The sequence below is a fragment of the Ignavibacteriales bacterium genome, from assembly GCA_026390595.1.
Lineage (GTDB): Bacteria > Bacteroidota > Ignavibacteria > UBA10030 > UBA10030 > UBA9647.
In genome coordinates this window covers 104,544-126,507 of the sequence record JAPLFQ010000016.1, presented here as the reverse complement: position 1 = coordinate 126,507, position 21,964 = coordinate 104,544, and the positions used below count along the sequence as shown (strand labels likewise).

The window sequence follows — 21,964 nt, the reverse complement described above, 5'->3', positions numbered from 1 at the left end:
CAAAGTGCGAGTCAGAATCGGATCTCTTTGTCCCGCGAGCACGCGCCGCAGGACCAAATCTCAAAACAGCAGGTACCAAACAATGATGAAGATAGGTAGCAATACGGGAACGCTGTATTTCCAGACATATTCAAAAAAGGAGGGCGATTTGACGCCGGCCTGATCCGCAATCGATTTCACCATGAAATTCGGACCGTTGCCTATATACGTCATCGCGCCAAAGAACACTGCTCCGAGCGAAATCGCCTGCACATATCTCCAGGAATCGTTTGTCACCGCCATTGCCCCGGGGGAAAGAGGGTTCGTCAGGCCAGCCGCGCTTGCTTGAATACTTCCAAGGAGCACGTGCATGTGTGCCGCGTTATCGATGCTCGCGCCGTGCAAACCGAATGCCGCGCTCAGGAAACTCAAATACGTCGGTGCGTTGTCGAGCACGCTCGAGAGAACGCCTGTGGTGAAGAAGAACTGCCCGGGAGTCTTGATGCCCAGAACGGCAGCGTGCATCTCCAGCCAGTCGAGCGCGGGAATCATCGTGGCAAATATCCCCAGGAACAGCACTGCCACTTCCTTCAGCGGAAGAAAATTAAATTCATTTCTTCCGTGCACTTCTTTTCTCGTCGTGTAGTACGACCCCATCGCAGCGCTCCACATAATCACCTCACGGAGCATCAGGGGACGCTCAACGAACACGGCGGCAATTATCGTTGCAAGAAACCACACATTGTGCAGTCCGGAAATCCTGACTTCCTCCGGCCGTATTGCCTCTTCCTGTTTCTTGTGAGACACTCTCCGAAAATGGAACCGATCGACGGCGTAGAAAAGAACCAGCAAGAGTCCAAGAACCAACGCCCACGCAAACCATGCCTTCGTCACCACCCAGAAGAATGGCACGCCTTTCAGGAATCCCAGGAAGAGAGGTGGATCGCCTATCGGCGTAAGTGCGCCGCCGATATTGCTGACGATAAAGATGAAAAAGACCACATGGTATCCCTTGATCCGGAACTTGTTGCTCCTCAGGTAAGGCCGAACCAGGAGCATCGACGCCCCCGTCGTGCCCAGCACGTTCGAAAGTACAGCCCCCGCACCGAGGAGCACAACATTCTCCCAGGGAGCTGCTTTTCCGCGGAGGTTGAAATGAATCCCGCCCGCCACCACAAACAACGAACCGATGAGCGAAATGAAGCTGACGTAGTCGTAGAGTGTCAGCACAATGCGGGAGACATTTGAAAGTGGATATACGTAATACCCGACCACAACGGCCCCCAGCACAGCGGAAACCGCCGGATAGTGGTGTTCCCACCACGACTTGTTAACGAAAGGACCTGTCGCTATCGCAAGAAGTAAAAGAACAAATGGCGTAACAAGCCAAACCGGTACAGCCGAGACAACTGAAGATTCCAGCACATGTTCGAAGTAATTGAAGAACAGAACCGCAATTGCCGCCAATGCTACGATTGTGCCAATCTGCCGGGTCCGGGGTTTGTGCATTGGGTGAGTAAGACCTCATCATCCCGGCTATTGACCCGCGGGGCGTGTGACCGCAGGGATCTCGGCAGTGCGGATCAGACCGCCCGCACGGACGGACTCAAGGCCGTAAACCAGCTGCTTCGCAGCCGGAGCCGACTTGCTCAAAAATGTTCCTGGATAGACCCCGATCCAGACAATGAATACCAGTAGAGCCACGAGCGATACAACTTCTTTCGCATTCAGGTCGGTGAGATGGTGACCGCCATACAGTCCCCCCTCCCTCACCTTGCCGAAGATCACTCGCTGATAGGCCCAAAGCAGATAGACGGCCGCAAGAATGACTCCCGACGACGCGAAAATTGCATAGGCATGCGATCCGAGAAACGTCGATTTGAAACTGCCAAGGAGAATGAGGAACTCGCCTACGAATCCGTTCAGACCGGGCAAGCCGATAGAAGAAAGCGAGACGATCATAAAGATCGTGGAGAACACAGGCATCACCTTGGCCACACCTCCGAAATCGGCAATCATCCGAGTGTGCGCCCGATCGTAGAGCATGCCGACGATCAAGAAGAGCGCCCCCGTTGACAGACCATGATTAATCATCTGTATGACTGCCCCCTGCATACCTTCCTCAGTCATCGCAAAAATGCCGAGGACAACAAACCCAAGATGCGAGACCGAAGAATAGGCGACGAGTTTCTTCAGGTCGGTCTGGACCATTGCCACGAGTGCCCCGTAAACGATACCAATGACCGACAAAACTCCAAGCAATGGAACGAACTTGAAGGCGGCGTGCGGGAATAGCGGTAGGCAGAATCGGATCAGTCCGTAGGTCCCCATCTTCAGCAACACGCCGGCAAGGAGCACGCTTCCCGCCGTGGGAGCCTGAACGTGAGCATCAGGGAGCCACGTATGGAACGGGAACAACGGGACTTTTATTGCAAAGCTCAGCGTGAAGGCAAGGAACATCCAGGTCTGCAGTGTCAGGGCCATGCGGGGAGCAACTCCATACAGCTGCACGAGGTTAGTCGTGAAATAGCCACCCGGCAGCGTGGAGGCGTACACACCGAGGGCAATAATCGCGACGAGCATCAGGAGACTGCCGAAGAGCGTGAACAGGAAGAACTTGATTGCTGCATACACCCTGTCCTGCCCTCCCCAGATCCCGATAATGAAGTACATCGGGATGAGCATAGCCTCCCAGAAGATGTAGAAGAGGAAGAGATCCAGGGATGCGAATACACCGATCATGCCGACTTCGAGCAGGAGAATCATCATCGTATATTCGCGCAGACGCTTCTGAATTGAGTTCCACGTTCCCAGCAACGCAAGCGGAGTGAGGAATGTGGTGAGCACAATCAGAAGCAGCGAAATGCCGTCGATACCGATGTAGTAGCTGATGTTCAGTCCGGCTATCCAGACCGCATACTCCCGAAACTGAAAACCTCCTGCGGCCGAGTCGTATCCGAAATAGAGGAAGAGCGAGACCCCGAACGTTACGACCGTCGTCAGAAACCCGACAACCTTGAGCGCCTGCGCATTCTCTCTGTTGACGAAGAACAGAGCCAGAACGCCCAGAATCGGAAAGAAGATGGTAAGCGTCAGAAGATGTTGATAAACCATGGAATACTCTTCACCAGCTAGTCTATTTGAGGATCAACCACATGAGTACGAGCACAATACCGCCTACAAAAACCGTCGCATACTGCTGGGCAACTCCTGTTTGGATGCGCCTGACTCCCTGGGCAAGCATTGCTATCAGCCGTGCTGATCCGTCGACAATCCCGTCAATCACCCTGACATCGATTCCCTTCCAAAGGAACCCTTCGGAGACTTTCACGGTCGGACTCACGATGAGAGCATCGTATGCTTCATCGATGTAGTATTTGTTGAAGAGCCATTTATATGCAAGCGCATACTTTGCCTTCCACTCGTCTGCGAGTTCCGGCCTGCGGAGATAGACTGTCCGTGCGGCATAGATGCCGGCTGCTGCAACGCCAACAGAGAGCACCATGAGCAGGTATTCGGTTATCTCGAGAGGATGCGTACTCATTCTCAACCTGTCGTATGCCGGTGCGAATACCGGCTCCAGCCAGTGCTCAAGCGCATTTCCCCCGAGAAGACTTTCAGGGATACCAACGAACCCTCCAACGATCGAGAGAAACGCCAGAATGATAAGCGGCACAGTCATGGTCTTCGGGGCTTCATGCGGGTGGACATCAGATCCGTATCGTTTCTCCCCCTCGAATGTCAGGCTTACAAGTCTGAACATGTAAAACGCCGTCATCGCAGCCCCGAGTACACCCATCACCCACAAGAGAATTGAACCGTGTTCGCTGCTGAAGGCTTTCCAGAGGATCTCGTCCTTGCTGAAGAATCCGGCGAACGGCGGAATTCCCGCGATCGCAATCGCTCCGATGAGGAAGGTCTTATAGGTGGTCGGCATATGATGCTTGAGGCCGCCCATTTTTTGTATATCCTGCTCATCATGCATGGCATGGATTACCGCTCCCGAACCGAGGAAGAGGAGCGCTTTGAAAAACGCATGCGTCAGCACGTGAAAGATGCCGGCAGAGAAAGCTGCTACGCCCATACCCAGAAACATATAGCCGAGTTGGCTTACCGTCGAGTACGCGAGTACTTTCTTGATGTCATTCTGCACCAGACCGATGGTCGCTGCCATCAGCGCGGTCAGCGCTCCGACGATCGCCATGACCTGCATTGCCCCAGGGGCAAGAGCATACAACAAGGAGCATCGCGCAACCATATAGACACCTGCCGTCACCATCGTGGCAGCGTGGATCAGCGCACTCACGGGAGTCGGGCCGGCCATGGCATCGGGCAGCCAGACAAAGAGTGGAATCTGTGCGGACTTACCGGTAGCCCCGAGAAACAGCAGCAGGGCGATCCACAGCAGGGCGCTATTCCCTTCGCTCAGGATAGCCGCTCTACCAAAGACGGCGTCGAAATTCAGGCTCCCAAAATTCACGAAGATCAGAAACATCGCCAGGAGAAAACCGAAATCCCCAATCCGGTTGACGACAAATGCCTTCTTGGCGGCATCAGCCGTCGTGGCCGTCCCGGGCTTGTAGCCGCCCGTCTCGAATTTACGATCATGCCAGAACCCGATGAGCAAATACGAGCACAGTCCAACCCCCTCCCATCCGAGAAACATCAGGAGGAAATTGTCTGCCAGCACCAGATTCAGCATCGCGAAAATGAAAAGATTCAGGTAGGCGAAAAATCTCCAGTATCCCGGATCTCCGTGCATGTATCCGATCGAATAGACGTGAATCAGAAAACCCACGCCCGTGATGATCATCGTCATCAGGATGGAGAGCTGATCGACCTGATACGCGACAGGAACCGAGAACGAAGACGCAGTTCCTGTAAACGTCGAGATCCACGTAAACAACTCAACGACGTGCTTTCTCTCTTCTGCGTGCATCCCCAGCATGGTCGCAAACAGACCCACAGCGAAGAGGAAGGAAAGTCCTACCGACCCGCTGCCGATAATTCCGAGAAGCTTCTCGTTCTTCACTTTTAAGCCAAAGAGGCCAAGGAAGACAAATCCGAGCAGCGGAAAGAGAACTATGAGAGGAGTATAGGAGAACATGAGGTCTGATAGTTGAATAAGAAAGTGTCCTGTATCGGGAGATCGGGTCATCTCACCATCTGATAGTCAACCCATAGGAATCGAAGCAATAATTAGTTTCCAGATCAACCGATGGCCCGATCATCAGATGACCCGAATTCAGCATCACCACTTCAAAATGTTCAGCTCTTCAAGGTTTAACGTTTGTTTGTTACGGAACAGGGCGATGATGATCGCAAGTCCGATGGCAGCCTCAGCCGCTGCGACGGTCATTGAGAAAAACACCAGCATCTGCCCGGTCACATCGCCAAGGAATGCAGAAAATGCAACCAGCGTAAGGTTCACCGAGTTCAGCATGAGCTCAATTGACATGAACACGATGATAGCGTTGCGCCTGGCGATGACACCGACCACGCCGATAATAAACGTGGCAGCGCTGAGCAGAAGATATGACTGGAGATCCATAGTCGTTATCTGAGTGTTTTCTTCGCGAGTATCACAGCTCCCACAATCGCCGACAGCAGGAGTATGGATGTTACTTCAAACGGAAACAGAAACTTCGTAAACAGTTGCATGCCGATGTTCTCGACAGTTCCAATCTCTGTCGCTTTCTCAAATTGTGATGGAGCCATAGCTGCCTTGGAAAACCCGAGAACATAGATCAATTCCATCAACACCCCAAAGCTCAGTCCCGCCGCGATGATCTTCTTCATCGATATCTTCTCCCGCATCTGGCTGGTATCGCCAAGATTCAGGAGCATAATCACGAACAGGAATAGCACCATGATAGCGCCCGCATACACCAGAATCTGGATGAACGCGATGAACTGGGCGTGCAGCGACAGGTAGAGACCCCCAAGAGCAAAGAAGTTGAGTATGAGATAGAGGGCTGCGATCACAGGGTTACGGCGAGTGACCATCATCAGCGCTGAACCCACAGAGATGGCGCCAAGGAAGTAGAAAAGAAACGTCTCGATTGTCACGGACAGCCTTGTCTAAGTGAATAAGAATCGTTGTGTGATGCTTCTTGTCATCCAGAAACCCGTACCTCGTTGCGACGGCGGTATCGACTCTACGGCGTTCTGATCCAGCGAATCAATTCGGGAATCGTCGGCCGCTTGCCGTACACCAGGATCGCAGTCCGGAAAATCTTCCCTGCCACCCACATCATCAAAACAGTGGACGCGAGAAGCAGTCCGAGTGTCGCGAGGATCTCCCACAGAGGCGGCATCTGGATCGAGACCCTCAACACCATGAATGCCGGCGTGAGGAGCGGGATGTACGACAGTATCTTGATCAACGATGAATCCGGGTTCTGCATAGCAGGGACCATCAGCACGATCGGGAACACGAGCACGAGGCTCACATAACTCGTAATCTGCTGCGCCTCCTGCTCCGTCGTTACCGGAGACCCGGCAGCAACGAAAATCGCGGAATAGAAGAAGTATCCTACAAACACATAGAGGATCGCGACGAGCACAGGCTCCATCTCGAAAATATTCGCGCCGCTCTTGAGAGCGATCCCCAATCCGATCACCCCCCAAATCAGCATTTGCAAAATACCGAGGCCGCTCAGCCCAAGAATCTTTCCGATCATCAGATCGCGGGCGGAACAGGACGAAAGAAGCACCTCGATCACACGATTCGATTTCTCCTCGACGACGCTTCGGATCAGAAGCTGGCCTGACGTCATCACGAGGAACATCAGCATCATAATGACGATGTAGGCGCTGGCGAATGTCTGCAGGAAGCCCGATTCCTTCTCTCCGCCGCGCTCAGAAACCTTCAGGGCTTTGACATCGATATTCGCCATGAGTTTCTTGATTTCAGCGGGATTGAGACCCCGGCCCGTCAGCCGTTGCTCAACTATCACTTCCTCCATCGTGCGCGAAAATCGTTCAGAGATGCGGATGTTCCCGACATTTTCTGCGCGGTACTCGACTCTTCCGCTGTCATACACCGTCGAAGGAATCGAGAAGTACCCCTCCATCTCCTTGTTCGAGATCATTCTAACGGCCCGCGACTTGAGGTCGTCTCCCGATCCATCTTCTTTCAAATTGCGGAGGATGTAATTCGGACGGCCATCGGGAAGCTTGTATTTCTCGTCCAGCTTCGCCGACAGAGGCTTCAAAATGCTTCCTGTCTCATCGATCATACCAACGGTAATCGGCTTGGCGTCGGGCTTTGATGCGAGCAGACCCGGCAGGACGCCGAACCCGACCATGATCAAAGGCATCAGGACGAGCGAGATAATGAACGCCTTCGACTTCACTTTTTCCATGAATTCCCAGCGGGCAACGACGAGGGATTTCATTCGATCTGCCCCCCTTCCGATCTCTTCTGGTCTGCATCGACCTGTTTCTTCACGCGCAGGTATCTGAAGACGGACAGTCCGACGCCAACTACAAACAGTCCAACCATCGCCATGCTTGGTTCTGTGCTGAGATAGTTGACGACCAGCAGCGCCGCAAAAATCACAACGCCGAAGACCATTGAGATGAGTTCTTTCTTGAGGCGCTTGTCAAGCGGCTTCTTCGCCGGAAGGACCACCACCGGTTTCTGAGAAACCGGCTCGGCGGGTGTTGGCGGCACTCCAACCACATTGATGAAGATCGAGGTCAGTGAAGGCTCAACGATTTCAAATTTCCTGAGATTGAGCTTGTCGTCCAGCTTTGAGAGGAGTTCCCTGCTCTTTTTGATGTCGACCAACTCAAGCTCGGCGTAGTTCTGATACACGTCAGCCCTCTTCACCAGCGGGGACTTCTTCAGGAATTCTCCGTCTCCTTCAAATTCCAGGCGCAGCGTATTCGTCCCATACCGCTGTTTCACATCCCTCAAGGATCCGCTCAAAACAGGCTTGCCTTTGTTGATGAGGCAGATGTTGTCGCACATCTTTTCAACCTGCTCCATCTGATGTGTCGAGAACACGATCGCCACATTTTGTTGACGGAGTTCCATCAGGATGTCTTTGAGGAGAATCTGATTAACGGGATCGAGACCGGAGAATGGTTCGTCGAGGATCAGAAGCTGCGGGTTATGGAGAATCGAAATGATGAGCTGGATTTTCTGCTGATTGCCTTTGGAAAGCTCTTCCACCTTGCGGAAGGCACTATCTTTAAGCCCAAAACGATCGAGCCATTTGAATGCCGCCGCCTTTGCCTCCCGTTCGTCCATTCCTTTCAGTGCGGCAAAATACAGGATGGCGCTGAGTATCTTGCTTTTTCGGTACAGTCCACGTTCTTCCGGCAGATACCCGATGATATTCCACATTGCCGGAGTGAACGGCTTGCCATCGAAAGAAATTGTGCCATTGTCCGGAGCGATGATGTTGAGGACAGTACGGATAGTCGTCGTCTTGCCGGACCCGTTGGGTCCAAGGAGGCCAAACAACTCACCTCTCTGGACTTCGAACGAGACACCGTCAACGGCGACCACAGTGTCGTATGCCTTCCGCAAGTTTGAAACGTTGAGCATAGGGGCGCTTTATGGGGTTAATCGATAGATCAAACGGGGGAATGGAACCGTTTCTCTGACGTGATCGAGTCCGCAAATCCACCCAACTGTCCGTTCGAGACCCAGGCCGAAGCCCGCGTGCGGCACGGTGCCGAAGCGACGCAGGTCGAGATACCACTCGAACGCTTCCTGGGGAAGGTTGTGATCTTTGATGCGTTGAAGAAGCACATCGAGATCATCCTCACGCTGACTGCCGCCGATGATCTCGCCAAATCCTTCCGGCGCTAGGACATCGACAGCGAGCGCTACTTTTGGATTCTCAGGATCACGCTTCATATAGAACGCCTTAATCTCCGAAGGGTAGCGATGGACCATGACGGGGCGATCGAACTGCTCGGAAATCACTGTCTCGTCCGTTCCGCCGAAGTCGTTTCCCCATTCAAAATTGATCCCCTTCGAGCGGAGAATGGTGACAGCTTCATCATAGGAAATCCGGGGCAGAGGTTTTTTCACATTCTGGAGAAGCGTCGTATTCCGTTCGAGCACTTTCAGTTCAGCTTCGCAGTCCTTCAGGACGGTTTGGACGATATACTCGAGGAACTCCTCGGCAAGTTCCATATCGTCATTCAGATCGTTGAACGCGACTTCCGGCTCCACCATCCAGAATTCCGTCAGGTGCCGGCGTGTCTTCGATTTCTCCGCCCGAAACGTCGGGCCGAAGCAATACACCTTTCCAAACGCCATCGCTCCCGCTTCGGCATAGAGCTGCCCGGACTGCGTGAGATACGCCTTGCCGAGATCGAAGTACTCCGTCTCGAACAGCGTGGACGTTCCCTCACATGCTGCAGGCGTCAGGATCGGAGAATCGACAAGCACAAAGCCGCGTCCGTCGTAGAAATCCCGGATCGCTTTGATGATCCGGTGCCTCACCCGCATGATCGCGTGCTGACGGGAGGAACGGAGCCAGAGATGGCGGCGGTCGGCCAGAAACTCGATGCCGTGCTCCTTTGGCGTGATGGGATACTCATGAGCGACGGCTATGACTCCGACATCACTCACCTCCATTTCATACCCTCCGGGAGCCCGGTCATCCTTGCGTATTTTTCCAGTCATGGAAAACGAGGATTCCTGCGTGAGCGTGTCGAAGTTCGCAAAGACCGCCTCACTTACCCCCCCCTTCACCATCACACCCTGCAGGATTCCGGTTCCGTCACGGAGCAGCAGAAAGCGCACCTTTCCGCTCGATCGTTTGTGGTACAGCCAGCCCCGGAGTAGAACTTCCTCGCCGACGTGCTTATCAAGGTCTGCAATATAGACGCGTTTCATAGTCTGGTTTCATCCTTCTTATGCTAAAACTCGGGGGCAATATAGTGAAGTAAACCAATATCTTCAAATCATTTCCCGAGATCAGCGCAGGTGGGCACGGCGATTTCAGCCGTCTCCTGAATGAATTTTCTGATGAGGTTCAGGAGGGGTTTGAAGAGTCGCCTGGCGGGAGATCTTTGAAGTGCGCGTCCTTCACGTCACGATAATCCTTCTGCTGAGCAGACTTTTGGTCTGGCTGAGCTGGAGGCTCCCCGGCAGACTTTCTGCGGTCCCCGGGGACTATGTGACGCAAGGCTCCAACGACCACACGATACACGAACCAGAAAGCCAGGGTGTATGCCAGGAATCGGAGCAGTCCGCGAATCACGGCTATTTCCTCCTGACCGGGTTGTAGTATTCCACCGGGGCCTTGTTGGGACGGAGGATTTGCTCAACCAGATCTTCGAAATCGTCGTTGTTCCCGACGAAATCGATGTCAGTCGCCTTGACGATAAGCAGCGGAGTGGCTTTGTAGCGGAAAAAGAAATAATTGTATGCCTCGTTGAGATCCCGGATATAGTCTTCCGAGATATTCTCCTCCATCTTCCGGCCCCGATACCGGATGTTGTTCATCAGCCGTTCGACGCTGCACTGGAGATACACGACGAGGTCGGGAGTCGGGACGTTTCGCTCGATGGCGGTGAGGAGCGTCTCATACAGTTTCAGTTCTTCGTCGGCAAGCGTGAGATAGGCGAAGATCTTGTCTTTCTCGAAGATGTAATCCGAAATCAAGAAATCGTGGAACAGGTCAGCCTGGAACAAATCCTGCTGCTGTTTGTAGCGGCTGAGAAGAAAGAAAATCTGGGTCTGAAACGCGTAATGTTCCGGATCTTCATAGAACTTGGGCAGGAACGGGTTTTCCTCAAAGCGTTCGAGTACAAGCCGCGCCCCGAGCCGATCCGACAACTTCTGGGAAAGCGTTGTCTTGCCTGCGCCGATGACCCCCTCAATAGCGATGTGCCGAATATCGGAACCAGGAGCCTGCAATCAATTCTCCGCTGTTGAAGATAGAATGGCTGATGATGCCTTGACAACCGAGCACGTGTCGGAACAACCAGAAAGCAACTCGCTCAGCGTGCATTTGCGAAGCGGATCGACGAACCCGGGCGCAATCTCGGCCAGGGGAGTCAGGACAAATCTCCGACCGGCGACTTCAGGATGCGGAAGTGTCAACATCGGGCTTCTGACAACGAGATCCCCAACGTAGATGAGATCGAGATCGATCTCTCTGGGTCCCCATTTCTCCGATGGCGTGCGGCCTACCCGCCGTTCGATGTGCTTACAATTCACCAGGAGGCTGTCCGGAGAAAGCATGCTTTCAATCTCGACCGCGGCATTCAAGAACTGCGGCTGGTCCTTCTTCCCTACCGGTTCCGTTTCGTAGATCGATGAAACGCTGACAATCCTGAACCCTGGCACCTGACCCAGAGCCTCAACCGCTTTCCGGAGAAACCCGATGCGGTCTCCGAGGTTCGAGCCCAGCGAAATGAGCACGCGGCCCATCACTTCCTCGTCCGGGCGATCTCCACTTCCACGTGGTCTATCACACCTTTCACAGGAGCGCTTGGCTTGCGAACGCGCACCACGACCTTTTCCAGTTTCTTGAACTCATCCAGCAGGCCGTCAGCAATCGTCTCCGCCAGCGCTTCGATCAACCTGTATTTCTTGCCAAGGACAAGCTGCTTGATGGAGTCATAGACCCGCTCGTAGTTGACCGTACGCTGCAGATCGTCTGTCCGCGCTCCCCGTGCGAGATCGACATGCAGATCGACGTCCACCTCGAACTTGCCCCCAAGCGTCTGCTCGTCGGAAAGGACACCGTGGTACGCATAGAAGACGGCGTTATGGAGCCGTATGACGTCTTCGGATGATTTCTTGCGTCGGGGCATGAACCGGATGGTATCGAATTATGAATGATCAAGCACAGCGAGTGCCGCAAAATATAGACAACCAAATCTCAAAAAACAATCACCGGCTGTCTACATCTTCGCGATTTTTGCCCACGTGTCGCGCAGCGTGACAGTCCGGTTAAAGACCAGGTTTCCCCTCTTCGAATCATCATCCGCGCAAAAGTATCCCAACCGCTCGAATTGGAAGCGGTCCAGCGGATTGGCCGCAGCGAGGCTCGGCTCCACTTTGCACGCCTTCAGCACTTCAAGAGCATGCGGATTGATGTGATCTCTCCAATCATCTCCTCCGGGATTCTCAACATTGAACAGCCTGTCGTACAGCCGGACTTCTGCATCAAGTGCGTGTGGTGCTGAGACCCAATGGATCGTCCCTTTTACCTTCCGTGCGCTTTGTGGCGAACCGCTCTTCGTCTCCGGATCGTAGGTACAGCGTAGCTCCGTGATCCGGCCCGTCTCGTCCTTCACAACACTCTCGCACTTGATGATGTACGCGTACCGCAGACGCACTTCCGTCCCGGGCGAGAGGCGGAAGAATTTCTTGGGAGGATTCTCCATGAAATCATCCTGCTCGATATACAGGACCTTCGAAAATGGAACTTTGCGGGATCCCGCCGAAGGATCCTCCGGATTATTGACCGCATCCAGCTCTTCAACAAGCCCGTCGGGATAGTTTTCCAGGACGAGCTTCACGGGATGGAGAACGGACATTACCCGCAATGAGCGTCTGTTCAGGTCATCCCTGACACAGTCTTCAAGGAACGCCACGTCCACGGTGCTCTCGCTCTTTGCAACGCCGATCTTGTCTGCGAACATGCGAATTGACTCAGGCGTGTAGCCGCGCCGGCGAAGGCCGGAAATCGTTGGCATGCGGGGATCATCCCATCCGTTGACGCGTTGCTCCTCTACAAGCTGGAGGAGTTTTCGCTTGCTCATGACCGTATAGGTCAGGTTCAACCTTGCAAACTCGATTTGCTGCGGATGATAGATTCCGAGCTGCTCGACGAACCAATCATACAGCGGCCGGTGATCTTCGAATTCGAGCGTGCAAATAGAATGCGTAATTCTCTCGATGGAATCGCTCTGACCGTGCGCCCAGTCATACATCGGATAGATGCACCAGGTATCACCCGTGCGATGGTGCGTGGAACGAAGGATCCGATACATGACCGGATCACGCATATTCAGGTTTGGCGACGCCATGTCGACCTTCGCGCGCAAAGTCCGCGAGCCATCCGGGAATTCCCCTTTTCGCATTCGTTCGAACAGCTCGAGATTCTCCTCGATCGTACGATTCCGGTACGGGCTATCCTTGCCCGGCGCTGTCAGCGTGCCGCGGTGTTCGCGCATCTGATCAGCATTCAGGTCGCAGACGTATGCCTTGCCTTTCCTGATCAATTGGACGGCATACTCATGCAGCTGGCCGAAGTAGTCTGAAGCGTAGAACAGCCGATTCTCCCAATCGAAGCCGAGCCAGCGCACATCGTGCTCGATCGAATCCACGTACTCCTGCTCCTCTTTCGACGGGTTTGTGTCGTCAAAGCGGAGATTGCAGAATCCCTTGTAGTCGCGGGCAAGTCCAAAGTTGAGGCAAATGGACTTCGCGTGTCCGATGTGCAGATAGCCGTTTGGCTCTGGCGGGAACCGCGTATGGACACGTCCTTCGAACTTGTTCGTTCTCAGGTCATCATCGATGATCTCGCGTACGAAGTTTCTCCGGACGGGAAGTTCCGGCGTTGTCTTGTTCTCCTCTGGATTCTTGGTTGTTTCCATTGACGTTGCTCCGATGAAGGGGTTGAATCCCTCGAATTGTCACGATACGTTCAGGTCCTCATAGTCGTCGACATTGCATGTCGACGGAGAATCGGGTCAGCCACCTATTTCAGGTGTTGGATTGCTGTTTGAATTCTACGGATGACTTCATCCTTTCCCAGGATGAACAGAATGTCATACAACCCGGGACCTGCTCCCAGGCCAGACACAGCCAGGCGCAGCGGGTGAATCAGTTCGCTATGCTTCACGATCAATACATCAGCTGTCTGATGCAGCGCAGTTTCGTAATCTTCTTTTGCCGGCGAACTCAAGCCGGCGAAGTTGCTGCCCAGCGCCTGCAACTGAACGGCCGATTCCGGTTTCCATCTCTTCTTCACAACATCCGGATCGTATTGATCGGGAGCCTGATAGAAATAGGGGCATTTCTCGACAAAGTCCTTCACGAACGATGCCCTCTCCCGCATTGCGGCGATCACACTCATAAGGTACGAGTCGCTGAATTGCGTGCCGGCAAACGAGGAGCTCGCGAGGAACTCCTTCACGAGGCCGAGCACCTCCTCATCCGGCTTCTTCCGTAGATGCTGGAAGTTCAGCCAATCGAGTTTTTCGACATTGAACACAGCACCCGATTTTCCAACGCGTTCCAGCGAAAACTCCTTAACCAAATCATCCATCATGAAGAGCTCGCGCTCATCCCCCGGGTTCCAGCCCAAGAAGGCGATGAAGTTGATGATCGCCTCCTTCAGATACCCTTTCGCCTTGTAGTCCTCAACAGCGACGTCTCCCTGCCGCTTGCTGAGCTTGCTCTTGTCCGGATTCAAGAGCAGCGGCAGATGCGCAAACTGGGGGAGTTCCCAGCCGAAAAACTGATAGAGCAGGATGTGCTTCGGTGTGCTCGGGAGCCACTCCTCTCCCCTGATCACGTGGCTGATTTCCATGAGATGATCGTCTACCACAACGGCCAGGTGGTACGTCGGGAACCCGTCCGATTTCAGGAGTACCTGGTCATCCAGAACTTCATACGCTATGGAAACATCGCCTCGGATCAGGTCGTTGAAGGTCAGCGCTCCGCTCAACGGAATCTTCATCCTGATCACATTTCTCTCGCCGGCGCGCAGCCGGCTTTCGACTTCGTCCTTACCCAGATCACGGCATCGCCGGTCGTAGGTGGCTCGTTCCTTCGCGGCAGTTTGGCGTTGACGGACCTCTTCCAACCGTTCGGACGAGCAGAAGCAATGATACGCTTCCCCCTTTTCAACAAGCTCCTTCGCATGACGATTATAGATGTCGAGCCGCTGCGACTGGACATACGGACCACATGGACCCGGACGATCCGGCCCTTCGTCATAGTGGACACCCGCCCATCCCAACGTCGAGATGAGGTTCTCCATTGCTCCCTCCACCCTGCGGGCCTGGTCAGTATCCTCGATGCGAAGAACGAGTTTACCCCCGTTGCGCCGGGCGAAAAGATAGTTGTAGAGGGCAGTCCGCAATCCTCCCACGTGGAGATATCCGGTTGGACTTGGCGCGAACCTGACTCTGATCTGGCTGCTCATACGATGTCGGTCTACTTGGACCATACAAAAAAGGCGTCCGTAGCTGCTCAGGACGCCAGTCACTCGGCATATCACTACGATTCTTCTTCAAAGATAGTGAATGACCGATCAAATTGCAAAAAGGATAGTCTCGTGACACCTTCTGAGTTCAGCCCTCACGTCCGCAGCGAAAAAGCGTGGAGACATCCCGTTTCATTTCATTTCGAGCATGACGATCGATTTGGCCGGCATCTCGACTGTCAGCATGTTGCCATCAAGCTTGAAGGCAGTGAATGGCCGGGTTACCACCGTGTTCGGAACTTCTGATGTATTGCAGGAATTGACAGCATCCGCCGTTATTATTTTGCCTGATGCATCATTCACACTGGCTCCCCTGATCTCGCACGTCACTTTCAGTGAGGAATTCGGATTGACGTTTACCAGAGAGACGTGAACGCGACCCCGGCCATCCTTCGACGCGGATGCGCTGACGACGGGTATGCTCTTTCCATTGAGTTCGTACGTCGGCGAATGAAAGTCCAGCGGAATCAGCACGGCATCATGGTGCACCGTGTAGAGCTCATAGACATAGAACGTCGGTGTCAACACAATTTTCGGTCCGTCTGTCAATATCAGCGACTGCAAGACGTTCACGGTCTGCGCAATGTTCGCCATTCTGACGCGGTCACAATGGTTGTTGAATATGTTCAGGTTGATTGCCGCAGTCAATGCATCACGAACCGTGTTTTGCTGGTAGAGGAAACCGGGATTCGTTCCGGGTTCCACGTTGTACCATGTTCCCCACTCATCGACCATCAGTCCCACCCTCTTTCCCGGGTCGTAGATATCCATGATCCTCGAGTGCCGCGTGACCAAATCTTCCATACGAATGGCCTTTTCCATCGTTGCGAAGTACTCAGCTTCTGTGAACGAAGTCGCCGATCCTTTGTCGCTCCACGACTTTGGCACAGTATAGTGATGCAGAGAGACTCCACCGACCATCCCTATTGGAACGTTCTTCATGAGAGTCTCCATCCACGGGAAATCCCCCGAGCTCGGCCCTCCCGCGATCTTCAGAAGCCGGTTCGATCCATAATCACGACAATAGGTCGCATAGCGCCGGTACTGATCCGCATAGAATGCAGCCGTCATGTTTCCGCCACAGCCCCAGTTCTCATTTCCCACTCCCCAAAACTTCACCTTCCACGGTTTATCTCTCCCGTTCTGCGCCCGGAGCTTGGCCATCGGGCTTTCTCCGTCAAACGTCAGGTATTCAACCCACTTCGACATCTCTTCAACCGATCCACTTCCCAGGTTTCCACAAATGTACGGTTCCGTTCCAAGCAGCTCACACAAATCCATGAACTCATGCGTTCCGAAGCTGTTATCCTCGACCACACCTCCCCAGTGTGTATTGACCATTCTGGGGCGCTTGTCTCTCGGGCCAATCCCGTCCACCCAATGGTATTCATCGGCGAAACAGCCCCCCGGCCAGCGCAGATTCGGGATATGCATTCGCTTCAACGCGGCGACGACGTCGTTTCGAATCCCCCGCGTGTTTGGAATCGTTGAGTTCTCACCAACCCAGATTCCCCCGTAGATGCCATGCCCGAGGTGTTCGGAGAACTGACCGTAGATGTGACGGCTGATTGTGTCTCTACTTTGATCAATGTTCAGAGTGATCTTTGTTTCGCGTGGTTGGCTAACGAGCAGGGTGGTGGAAAGAAAAGCAATAGCGGCTACGGACAAGACGCGATTCATCATGACGGTCCTCCCTGGGCAGTCGATGGCACTTGGTTGGGGCAGGTCGCACGGTGCGACGCTGGTGCTTAGCTAAGATTCCAGATCTGCTTCCAGTTGGCGCGAACTTCTTTCATGGTGGTCGGATAGAGGACCTTGCCTCTTGTGAAACAGGTATTGACACAGCCCGCACACGCATGTTTCTCGGCCATCTGGTGGTCCCATTCCTTTGAGGCAAAAAGCTCTTCGGGAGTTTGTTCCAACAGATTTCCGAACACGTCTCCCATGCAGGTCTTCACCGATCCATCGGGGTGGATGAACACCTTCGTGGCAAAAGTCGGCATTTCGATATAGGGACACCACTTCTCAGCCCTGCCATCGAGAAACTCCGCGATCAGGTCCAACAGCCAAGGGGGAGTGAGCACGACGGGAGACTCCTTCACCAGCTCGAGCGCCTCGCGAAGCTCCTTCGTGTCGTGGAACTTCATTGAGTCGTTCTCCATCTGGCTTTGCGACTGCCAACGGTATACATCCACCTCTGTGAGCCATCCTACCTTTTCGAGGAACTCAAGGAGGTCTTTTGTCTGGTGGATATTGAGTTGAGAGAGCACCACGCCGACACCCGTGTGGATCCGCTTGCCCTTTCGCTTCATTTCAGATTCCACATACTCGATGCTCTTCTTTACGCGCTCGGCGACATCGCGAGCGCCCCTCACCGTATCTCCAACTTCTCCCAATCCGTCAAATGAGACTGAGAGCGAGATACCTGCATCAATCGCCGCCCCGACCGCCCGTTCGATCAGTCGGTCCGGCCCGTAGAGTGTCGAGAGGAGGTGCACGCGAGCAAATTTCTTGCTCGCAGCGTATTGAATGAATTCGGGCAACTCGGGATGGAGTATCGGCTCGCCTCCCGAAATTACGAACCCTTGAGTTCCATGGTCATCCAGCCGGTCGACGATGGTCTTGAAATGTTCGAACTTCATGAACGGCTTCGTCGGTGAGGCGTTCAACGGGATGGAACATTGCAGGCACCGCTGCGTGCAATGGTGAGTGATGAGGATATCGGGGAAGAAAAGCATCCGCTCGAGTTTGACTGCTTTGATCGCGTTCTTTACAGCCTTCTTCAGCACGTGAGGCGTCTTCATATGTGGTGAAATGGGGATAGGGGTTCTCGCCGAGCTACGAGTTCCCGGTTACCTCCCTGCAAGAAGATCGCATTAATAGGTGAAATCGTCAACAGAAGAGTTCAAAAATCGGCGGGGAAATACCGCTTCGGCTACTGGAATCGGGTGGGAGTCGGCATCCCGATCCTCAGCGCTCGAATCCGAGAGAAACTGGAAGTGACATGAATGTTACGCCGAAAACGAGCCCTTCATTCCCTCCGGCTCCCAAATAGCACCCCGGCCGAATGCCATAGAAATCGATGAGCCCTGGGTAGACGTTCAACTGGATGTTGGTGGAGGAACCACCTCGGATGATGAGGCTTGAGAGGAGCGATCCATCGTTGTCAACAAAGAGTCCAACTGCGGTGCTGAGTCTTGGTGCGGCGCTGAGATACTCACCTCTAGTATTGATTGTCATTTCTGTTACGGCCTGGCCGAGCCCAAGCGAGACGCTCGTCGCCTTGTCAACTCGATAGCTGATTCCCGCCACCGAGTTCACGCCCCAGCACACGAACGGAGCGTATCGTGCGGCAAAGGGAAGCTTGTAGCGCAGAAGAAATTCCTGGCCGGTGTTTTCAAGGTGATGATTGCGGGGCACATACAACGGCTGGAGCGACCAGTCGTTCAGCTGCACAGTTTCCGAGAAGAAACGTTTCACTCCGTCGAAACTGAACAGGACATAACCGAGGACATTGAAGAAGTCATAATCTGCGATGCAGTCAACATTCGTGTAGCTTCCTCCGCCATTTTCGTTTTGCATCATCTCATTTACATATTGATACACGAGGGACGTTCCGATTCCCCAAAGAACGGGCTGCGCATATCCGTGTGCATCGTACCATTCAGAGATCTTTGCATACTGCATCCCATAGCCGATGGTATGGTCAGCGATGTTTGGAATAAACTGGAGCGAATTGTTATCAAAGCTCAGGTTGAAAAGCTCCTGGCGCCTGAACTCCTCCCACCCGAAGGCACGAATGCTCGCGAACGGGTTCGAGACATTCTCCCACACGTTTTGGAAGTTGGCTTTCCAATGGTACGAAGTAAGATCACGCGCCTCGTGTGCGCTGATGCGGAGCGCATCGAACGAACCGTTCAGCAGCAGCGTGAAGGGACTGAAAATTGCGTCGGATCCTCGCGTTTGTGCGGGCTTGTAGAAGTAATAGCGTTGTGTCTGACCTGAGGAAATGGATGGAACAACTGAGAGCATGCAAAACAGCGCCAGCACAAGACATCCACGGCTCGGGAGTATTATGAAATGCGATACCGAGTTGGGGCCGTAATGGAACAGCTCCGATACGCGAATGCTTGGGTGAAGTCGCCGGTTTTCGAGGCGTTGAGGAGAGTGCAAAGCAATCAGCGGCTACTCAGAAATGTCAATGAGCGGAGAGCGAGGGATTCGAACCCCCAAGGGCTTACGCCCGCCAGTTTTCAAGACTGGTGCAATAGCCGTTCTGCCAGCTCTCCAATGGTGCTACGAAACATTTGTTGTCCTGAGCGAAGGTCGACGATTTCTGTCGACCGAAGTCGAATCCTTCGACTCCTCTCGGGAATTCCTCACGAGTCGCTCAGGATTCGATCCTGAGCAAGCTTAATAGCGCACCCTTCGCGCGAGTCGAAGGATCGAAGGGCCGTTCTGCCAGCTCTCCAGAGTATTAGAGCAACCTCGTTTTGTCCTCAGCGACGCCGAGCGAGTCCTATGCTTTGGGACGAGTCGAGGCGGAGTCGAAGGACCGTTCTGCCAGCTCTCCAGAGTATTAGAGCAACCTCGTTTTGTCCTGAGCGACGCCGAGCGAGTCCTATGCTTTGGGACAAGTCGAGGCGGAGTCGAAGGACCGTTCTGTATACCCGCCGAAGGTCGTGCAAACGACCGCAGGCGGGCCTGCTCTCCAATTACCCTGACAACTTTTAAATATACGAAAGGAGATCCGTGATGGCAAGAGGAACTGCCGAAGACCGGCACCTGCTTCAACGGACTCAGTCGCCAAAGCGCCCTGCGTCAACGGGAGATGATGAACGCCGAAGCATACGGACCTATTGTTGTATCAATCTGAACGCCCACCTCACGCACATTTGTGAAATCGACGTGCCTCTCTTCCCCAGTGGCTGGATCCATTATGATCGGTTTGCCGCTTGTTCGCATCAGAAATGTCCCTGAGTATTCCTTCGATGAACTATTCACAAAGAAGAACGCGAACTTGCCATTGTTCACGATTGTCGTGCAGAGGATGTTCGTCGAGGACGGCGTCAGATGACAAAGAGGAGGAATGCGGGAACGGATCAGGTAGTGAACGGGAGTCGTGTCCGGGCTTATACCTCCAACCGGCCCTTTGGCCATGATCGCAGCCATCATTTGCCTAATGTCAGCGTCCTTCTCAACCCCCTCGGCCGCAAATTGCGGGTGGAGCGGATGGGCAAATACCGATCCCCCTCGCTGAACAAAGCGATGAATTATCTCGAGCGATCGTACCCGGATCGTGTCCATCGGCGGAATTACTACTACCTCGTAAGAGTGCTCTCCAATCACAAGCGTCTTGCCTTCCACCCTTGCCGTGGCGAGGCTCCTCTCATCAACGATGTCATATTCGACCTGATGCTGGATCAATTCCCGACAGAAATTCGCGAATGATTCATCGATGAATCGAACACGGTCACTCGGATGCGGCTCATACATCGACCGTGTCGGAGGGGTGAAGTTGGCCCATACTGAAACAACTGGGTGCAGGACGGCGGTACGTCGATGGAATGAACTTTCGCCGAGGACTGTGTTGACCCGGCTCACGTAGTCGGTGTACTGGCGATACTCCTGAACGGAGAATCGCCGCGACTTAAGCGCGGGATCCGGCGGCTGTTTCGAATTCAGTGACACGCTGTAGAAGCTCGTAAAGTCTGTGATCCCCAGACTCATCAGGACACCCGCGGCGCACTTCATCTGTGCCAGAGAAGCATGTCGCCCCCCCATCATTCCAAAGAAGTCGCTTATCTCGCACATCACCCGTCGCTTCCCCTGAAGACGAGCGGCAGAACTCGCAACCTTCGGCACCAGAAAGAACGGTTCTCTGTCCTGCATGATCCTCTCCGGACTTGAAAGGATCATATCTATTCCGGGCATGTCAAATTTGCGATAGCATGTGAACGGATCGCCATTGAACAGCGTCTGCCAGACAAGCGTTTCCTCGCCCAGGAGGTGCCCACTCGACATGACCTTATGCGCCTGACACCAGTCCTGAAGCTGTCCAAAGTAGTTCTCAGCGCAGAGGTCAGAGATCACTTCATAAAAGTCGCATCGCACCTTCCTGTCATTCTCTCCCGTGTCTTCGAAAAGACTCGCCCAGTGCTGCGTGATATCGTACCCCTTTTTCGACTGGAAAACCCTCGGCAGGCTTTCGTGCCACGGAAGTGTTTTTGGATAGTCCAGTCCGGCGGGAACGTAGGTGGAAATCAGCGAAGGCTCATCGGTGAAGAACGCCTCGACGTAGTCTCCGATCGGATGGAGAGCACGTTCATAGCTGTCATGAGTGACGTTGACGAACGTCGCCGCTGCTTCTCGATCCAGGATATTGATGTAGTGACGCCGCTCGAAGAAGTTTGCTGTCGCGTGAGTATTCTCGAAGAGTTTGGAGACCTCATACCGCGGTCGCCCGTCGTCGCTGAACGTCTGGATCAAGCCTTCCGCTTCACCCTTTGGATGTTTTTCAAGCACCAACCCTCCGGCCGCTCCACTCGGATATCCTTTTTCGTCATAGATCCAAACCCTCAGTCCCATTTCATGAGCGATCTTCACTCCCCTGCAGAGGACGTCCCATGACTTCTCGTCCGACAGATACTTTTCGAGCTTCACATTTGTGACGAAGCCGCTCACCCCCATGTCAATCAGGTTCTGAAAGCCGGCGCGCATACTCGCTTCCTCAGTGCCACACCATTCTTCTATTGGCGAAACTATTTGAAGAGGACGGGAGAAAT

Annotated in this window: 17 protein-coding genes and 1 tRNA gene; all 18 read right to left on the bottom strand. The window is 53.8% G+C overall.

Annotated elements, in window-relative coordinates; genetic code table 11:
- Positions 1-60 precede the first annotated feature (60 nt).
- Positions 61-1,488: a sodium:proton antiporter gene (locus tag NTU47_07480; protein ID MCX6133637.1), complete on the bottom strand. Its 1,428-nt coding sequence runs from the start codon at positions 1,486-1,488 to the stop codon at positions 61-63.
- Positions 1,489-1,515: 27 nt separating this feature from the next.
- Positions 1,516-3,093: an NADH-quinone oxidoreductase subunit M gene (locus NTU47_07475; protein ID MCX6133636.1), complete on the bottom strand. Its 1,578-nt coding sequence runs from the start codon at positions 3,091-3,093 to the stop codon at positions 1,516-1,518.
- A 22-nt stretch (positions 3,094-3,115) separates the two neighbouring features.
- Complete coding sequence (gene nuoL / locus NTU47_07470) at positions 3,116-5,137, bottom strand: NADH-quinone oxidoreductase subunit L (protein MCX6133635.1); 2,022 nt, start codon at positions 5,135-5,137, stop codon at positions 3,116-3,118.
- A 93-nt stretch (positions 5,138-5,230) separates the two neighbouring features.
- Positions 5,231-5,530: an NADH-quinone oxidoreductase subunit NuoK gene (gene nuoK / locus NTU47_07465; GenBank protein MCX6133634.1), complete on the bottom strand. Its 300-nt coding sequence runs from the start codon at positions 5,528-5,530 to the stop codon at positions 5,231-5,233.
- Between the two features lie 5 nt (positions 5,531-5,535).
- Positions 5,536-6,048: an NADH-quinone oxidoreductase subunit J gene (locus NTU47_07460; protein MCX6133633.1), complete on the bottom strand. Its 513-nt coding sequence runs from the start codon at positions 6,046-6,048 to the stop codon at positions 5,536-5,538.
- 89 nt (positions 6,049-6,137) lie between these two features.
- Complete coding sequence (locus NTU47_07455; GenBank protein MCX6133632.1) at positions 6,138-7,379, bottom strand: ABC transporter permease; 1,242 nt, start codon at positions 7,377-7,379, stop codon at positions 6,138-6,140.
- Entirely contained in the window at positions 7,376-8,539 is a 1,164-nt protein-coding gene (locus NTU47_07450; GenBank protein MCX6133631.1) for an ATP-binding cassette domain-containing protein, read from the bottom strand. Before NTU47_07450 ends, NTU47_07455 begins: the two co-directional genes overlap by 4 nt.
- Before the next feature lie 9 nt (positions 8,540-8,548).
- The gene (gene asnS, locus NTU47_07445) at positions 8,549-9,844 is read right to left on the bottom strand and encodes an asparagine--tRNA ligase (GenBank protein MCX6133630.1); all 1,296 of its coding nucleotides are present in this window, start codon (positions 9,842-9,844) and stop codon (positions 8,549-8,551) included.
- Positions 9,845-10,213: 369 nt separating this feature from the next.
- The gene (locus NTU47_07440) at positions 10,214-10,870 is read right to left on the bottom strand and encodes a deoxynucleoside kinase (protein MCX6133629.1); all 657 of its coding nucleotides are present in this window, start codon (positions 10,868-10,870) and stop codon (positions 10,214-10,216) included.
- Positions 10,871-11,386: a 2-amino-4-hydroxy-6-hydroxymethyldihydropteridine diphosphokinase gene (gene folK, locus NTU47_07435; protein MCX6133628.1), complete on the bottom strand. Its 516-nt coding sequence runs from the start codon at positions 11,384-11,386 to the stop codon at positions 10,871-10,873.
- Positions 11,386-11,772, bottom strand: coding sequence for a dihydroneopterin aldolase (gene folB, locus NTU47_07430; GenBank protein ID MCX6133627.1), 387 nt, complete (start codon positions 11,770-11,772; stop codon positions 11,386-11,388). Before folB ends, folK begins: the two co-directional genes overlap by 1 nt.
- Positions 11,773-11,862: 90 nt before the next feature.
- Positions 11,863-13,563, bottom strand: coding sequence for a glutamine--tRNA ligase/YqeY domain fusion protein (locus tag NTU47_07425; GenBank protein MCX6133626.1), 1,701 nt, complete (start codon positions 13,561-13,563; stop codon positions 11,863-11,865).
- Positions 13,564-13,667: 104 nt separating this feature from the next.
- On the bottom strand, positions 13,668-15,119 hold the full coding sequence (gene gltX / locus NTU47_07420) for a glutamate--tRNA ligase (GenBank protein MCX6133625.1): 1,452 nt from the start codon (positions 15,117-15,119) through the stop codon (positions 13,668-13,670).
- A gap of 192 nt (positions 15,120-15,311) precedes the next feature.
- Positions 15,312-16,862, bottom strand: coding sequence for an alpha-N-arabinofuranosidase (locus NTU47_07415; GenBank protein MCX6133624.1), 1,551 nt, complete (start codon positions 16,860-16,862; stop codon positions 15,312-15,314).
- A 65-nt stretch (positions 16,863-16,927) separates the two neighbouring features.
- On the bottom strand, positions 16,928-17,983 hold the full coding sequence (locus tag NTU47_07410; GenBank protein ID MCX6133623.1) for a radical SAM protein: 1,056 nt from the start codon (positions 17,981-17,983) through the stop codon (positions 16,928-16,930).
- 166 nt (positions 17,984-18,149) lie between these two features.
- A complete protein-coding gene (locus NTU47_07405; GenBank protein ID MCX6133622.1) occupies positions 18,150-19,211 on the bottom strand; it encodes a hypothetical protein in 1,062 nt (353 codons plus the stop codon).
- Between the two features lie 174 nt (positions 19,212-19,385).
- Positions 19,386-19,468 (bottom strand) — tRNA-Ser (locus tag NTU47_07400).
- Positions 19,469-20,000: 532 nt separating this feature from the next.
- Positions 20,001-21,899: a hypothetical protein gene (locus NTU47_07395; GenBank protein MCX6133621.1), complete on the bottom strand. Its 1,899-nt coding sequence runs from the start codon at positions 21,897-21,899 to the stop codon at positions 20,001-20,003.
- Positions 21,900-21,964: the final 65 nt, after the last annotated feature.

Bases quoted from the DNA above. Each gene is read 5' to 3' on its own strand.
- NTU47_07395 (MCX6133621.1), bottom strand. From the start codon at position 21,899: ATGCGCGCCGGCTTTCAGAACCTGATTGACATGGGGGTGAGCGGCTTC.
- NTU47_07475 (MCX6133636.1), bottom strand. From the start codon at position 3,093: ATGGTTTATCAACATCTTCTGACGCTTACCATCTTCTTTCCGATTCTG.
- NTU47_07480 (MCX6133637.1), bottom strand. From the start codon at position 1,488: ATGCACAAACCCCGGACCCGGCAGATTGGCACAATCGTAGCATTGGCG.
- NTU47_07415 (MCX6133624.1), bottom strand. From the start codon at position 16,862: ATGATGAATCGCGTCTTGTCCGTAGCCGCTATTGCTTTTCTTTCCACC.
- folK (MCX6133628.1), bottom strand. From the start codon at position 11,386: ATGGGCCGCGTGCTCATTTCGCTGGGCTCGAACCTCGGAGACCGCATC.
- NTU47_07455 (MCX6133632.1), bottom strand. From the start codon at position 7,379: ATGAAATCCCTCGTCGTTGCCCGCTGGGAATTCATGGAAAAAGTGAAG.
- gltX (MCX6133625.1), bottom strand. From the start codon at position 15,119: ATGAGCAGCCAGATCAGAGTCAGGTTCGCGCCAAGTCCAACCGGATAT.
- NTU47_07405 (MCX6133622.1), bottom strand. From the start codon at position 19,211: ATGCTCTCAGTTGTTCCATCCATTTCCTCAGGTCAGACACAACGCTAT.
- NTU47_07410 (MCX6133623.1), bottom strand. From the start codon at position 17,983: ATGAAGACGCCTCACGTGCTGAAGAAGGCTGTAAAGAACGCGATCAAA.
- nuoL (MCX6133635.1), bottom strand. From the start codon at position 5,137: ATGACCCGATCTCCCGATACAGGACACTTTCTTATTCAACTATCAGAC.
- nuoK (MCX6133634.1), bottom strand. From the start codon at position 5,530: ATGGATCTCCAGTCATATCTTCTGCTCAGCGCTGCCACGTTTATTATC.
- folB (MCX6133627.1), bottom strand. From the start codon at position 11,772: ATGCCCCGACGCAAGAAATCATCCGAAGACGTCATACGGCTCCATAAC.
- asnS (MCX6133630.1), bottom strand. From the start codon at position 9,844: ATGAAACGCGTCTATATTGCAGACCTTGATAAGCACGTCGGCGAGGAA.
- NTU47_07450 (MCX6133631.1), bottom strand. From the start codon at position 8,539: ATGCTCAACGTTTCAAACTTGCGGAAGGCATACGACACTGTGGTCGCC.
- NTU47_07425 (MCX6133626.1), bottom strand. From the start codon at position 13,563: ATGGAAACAACCAAGAATCCAGAGGAGAACAAGACAACGCCGGAACTT.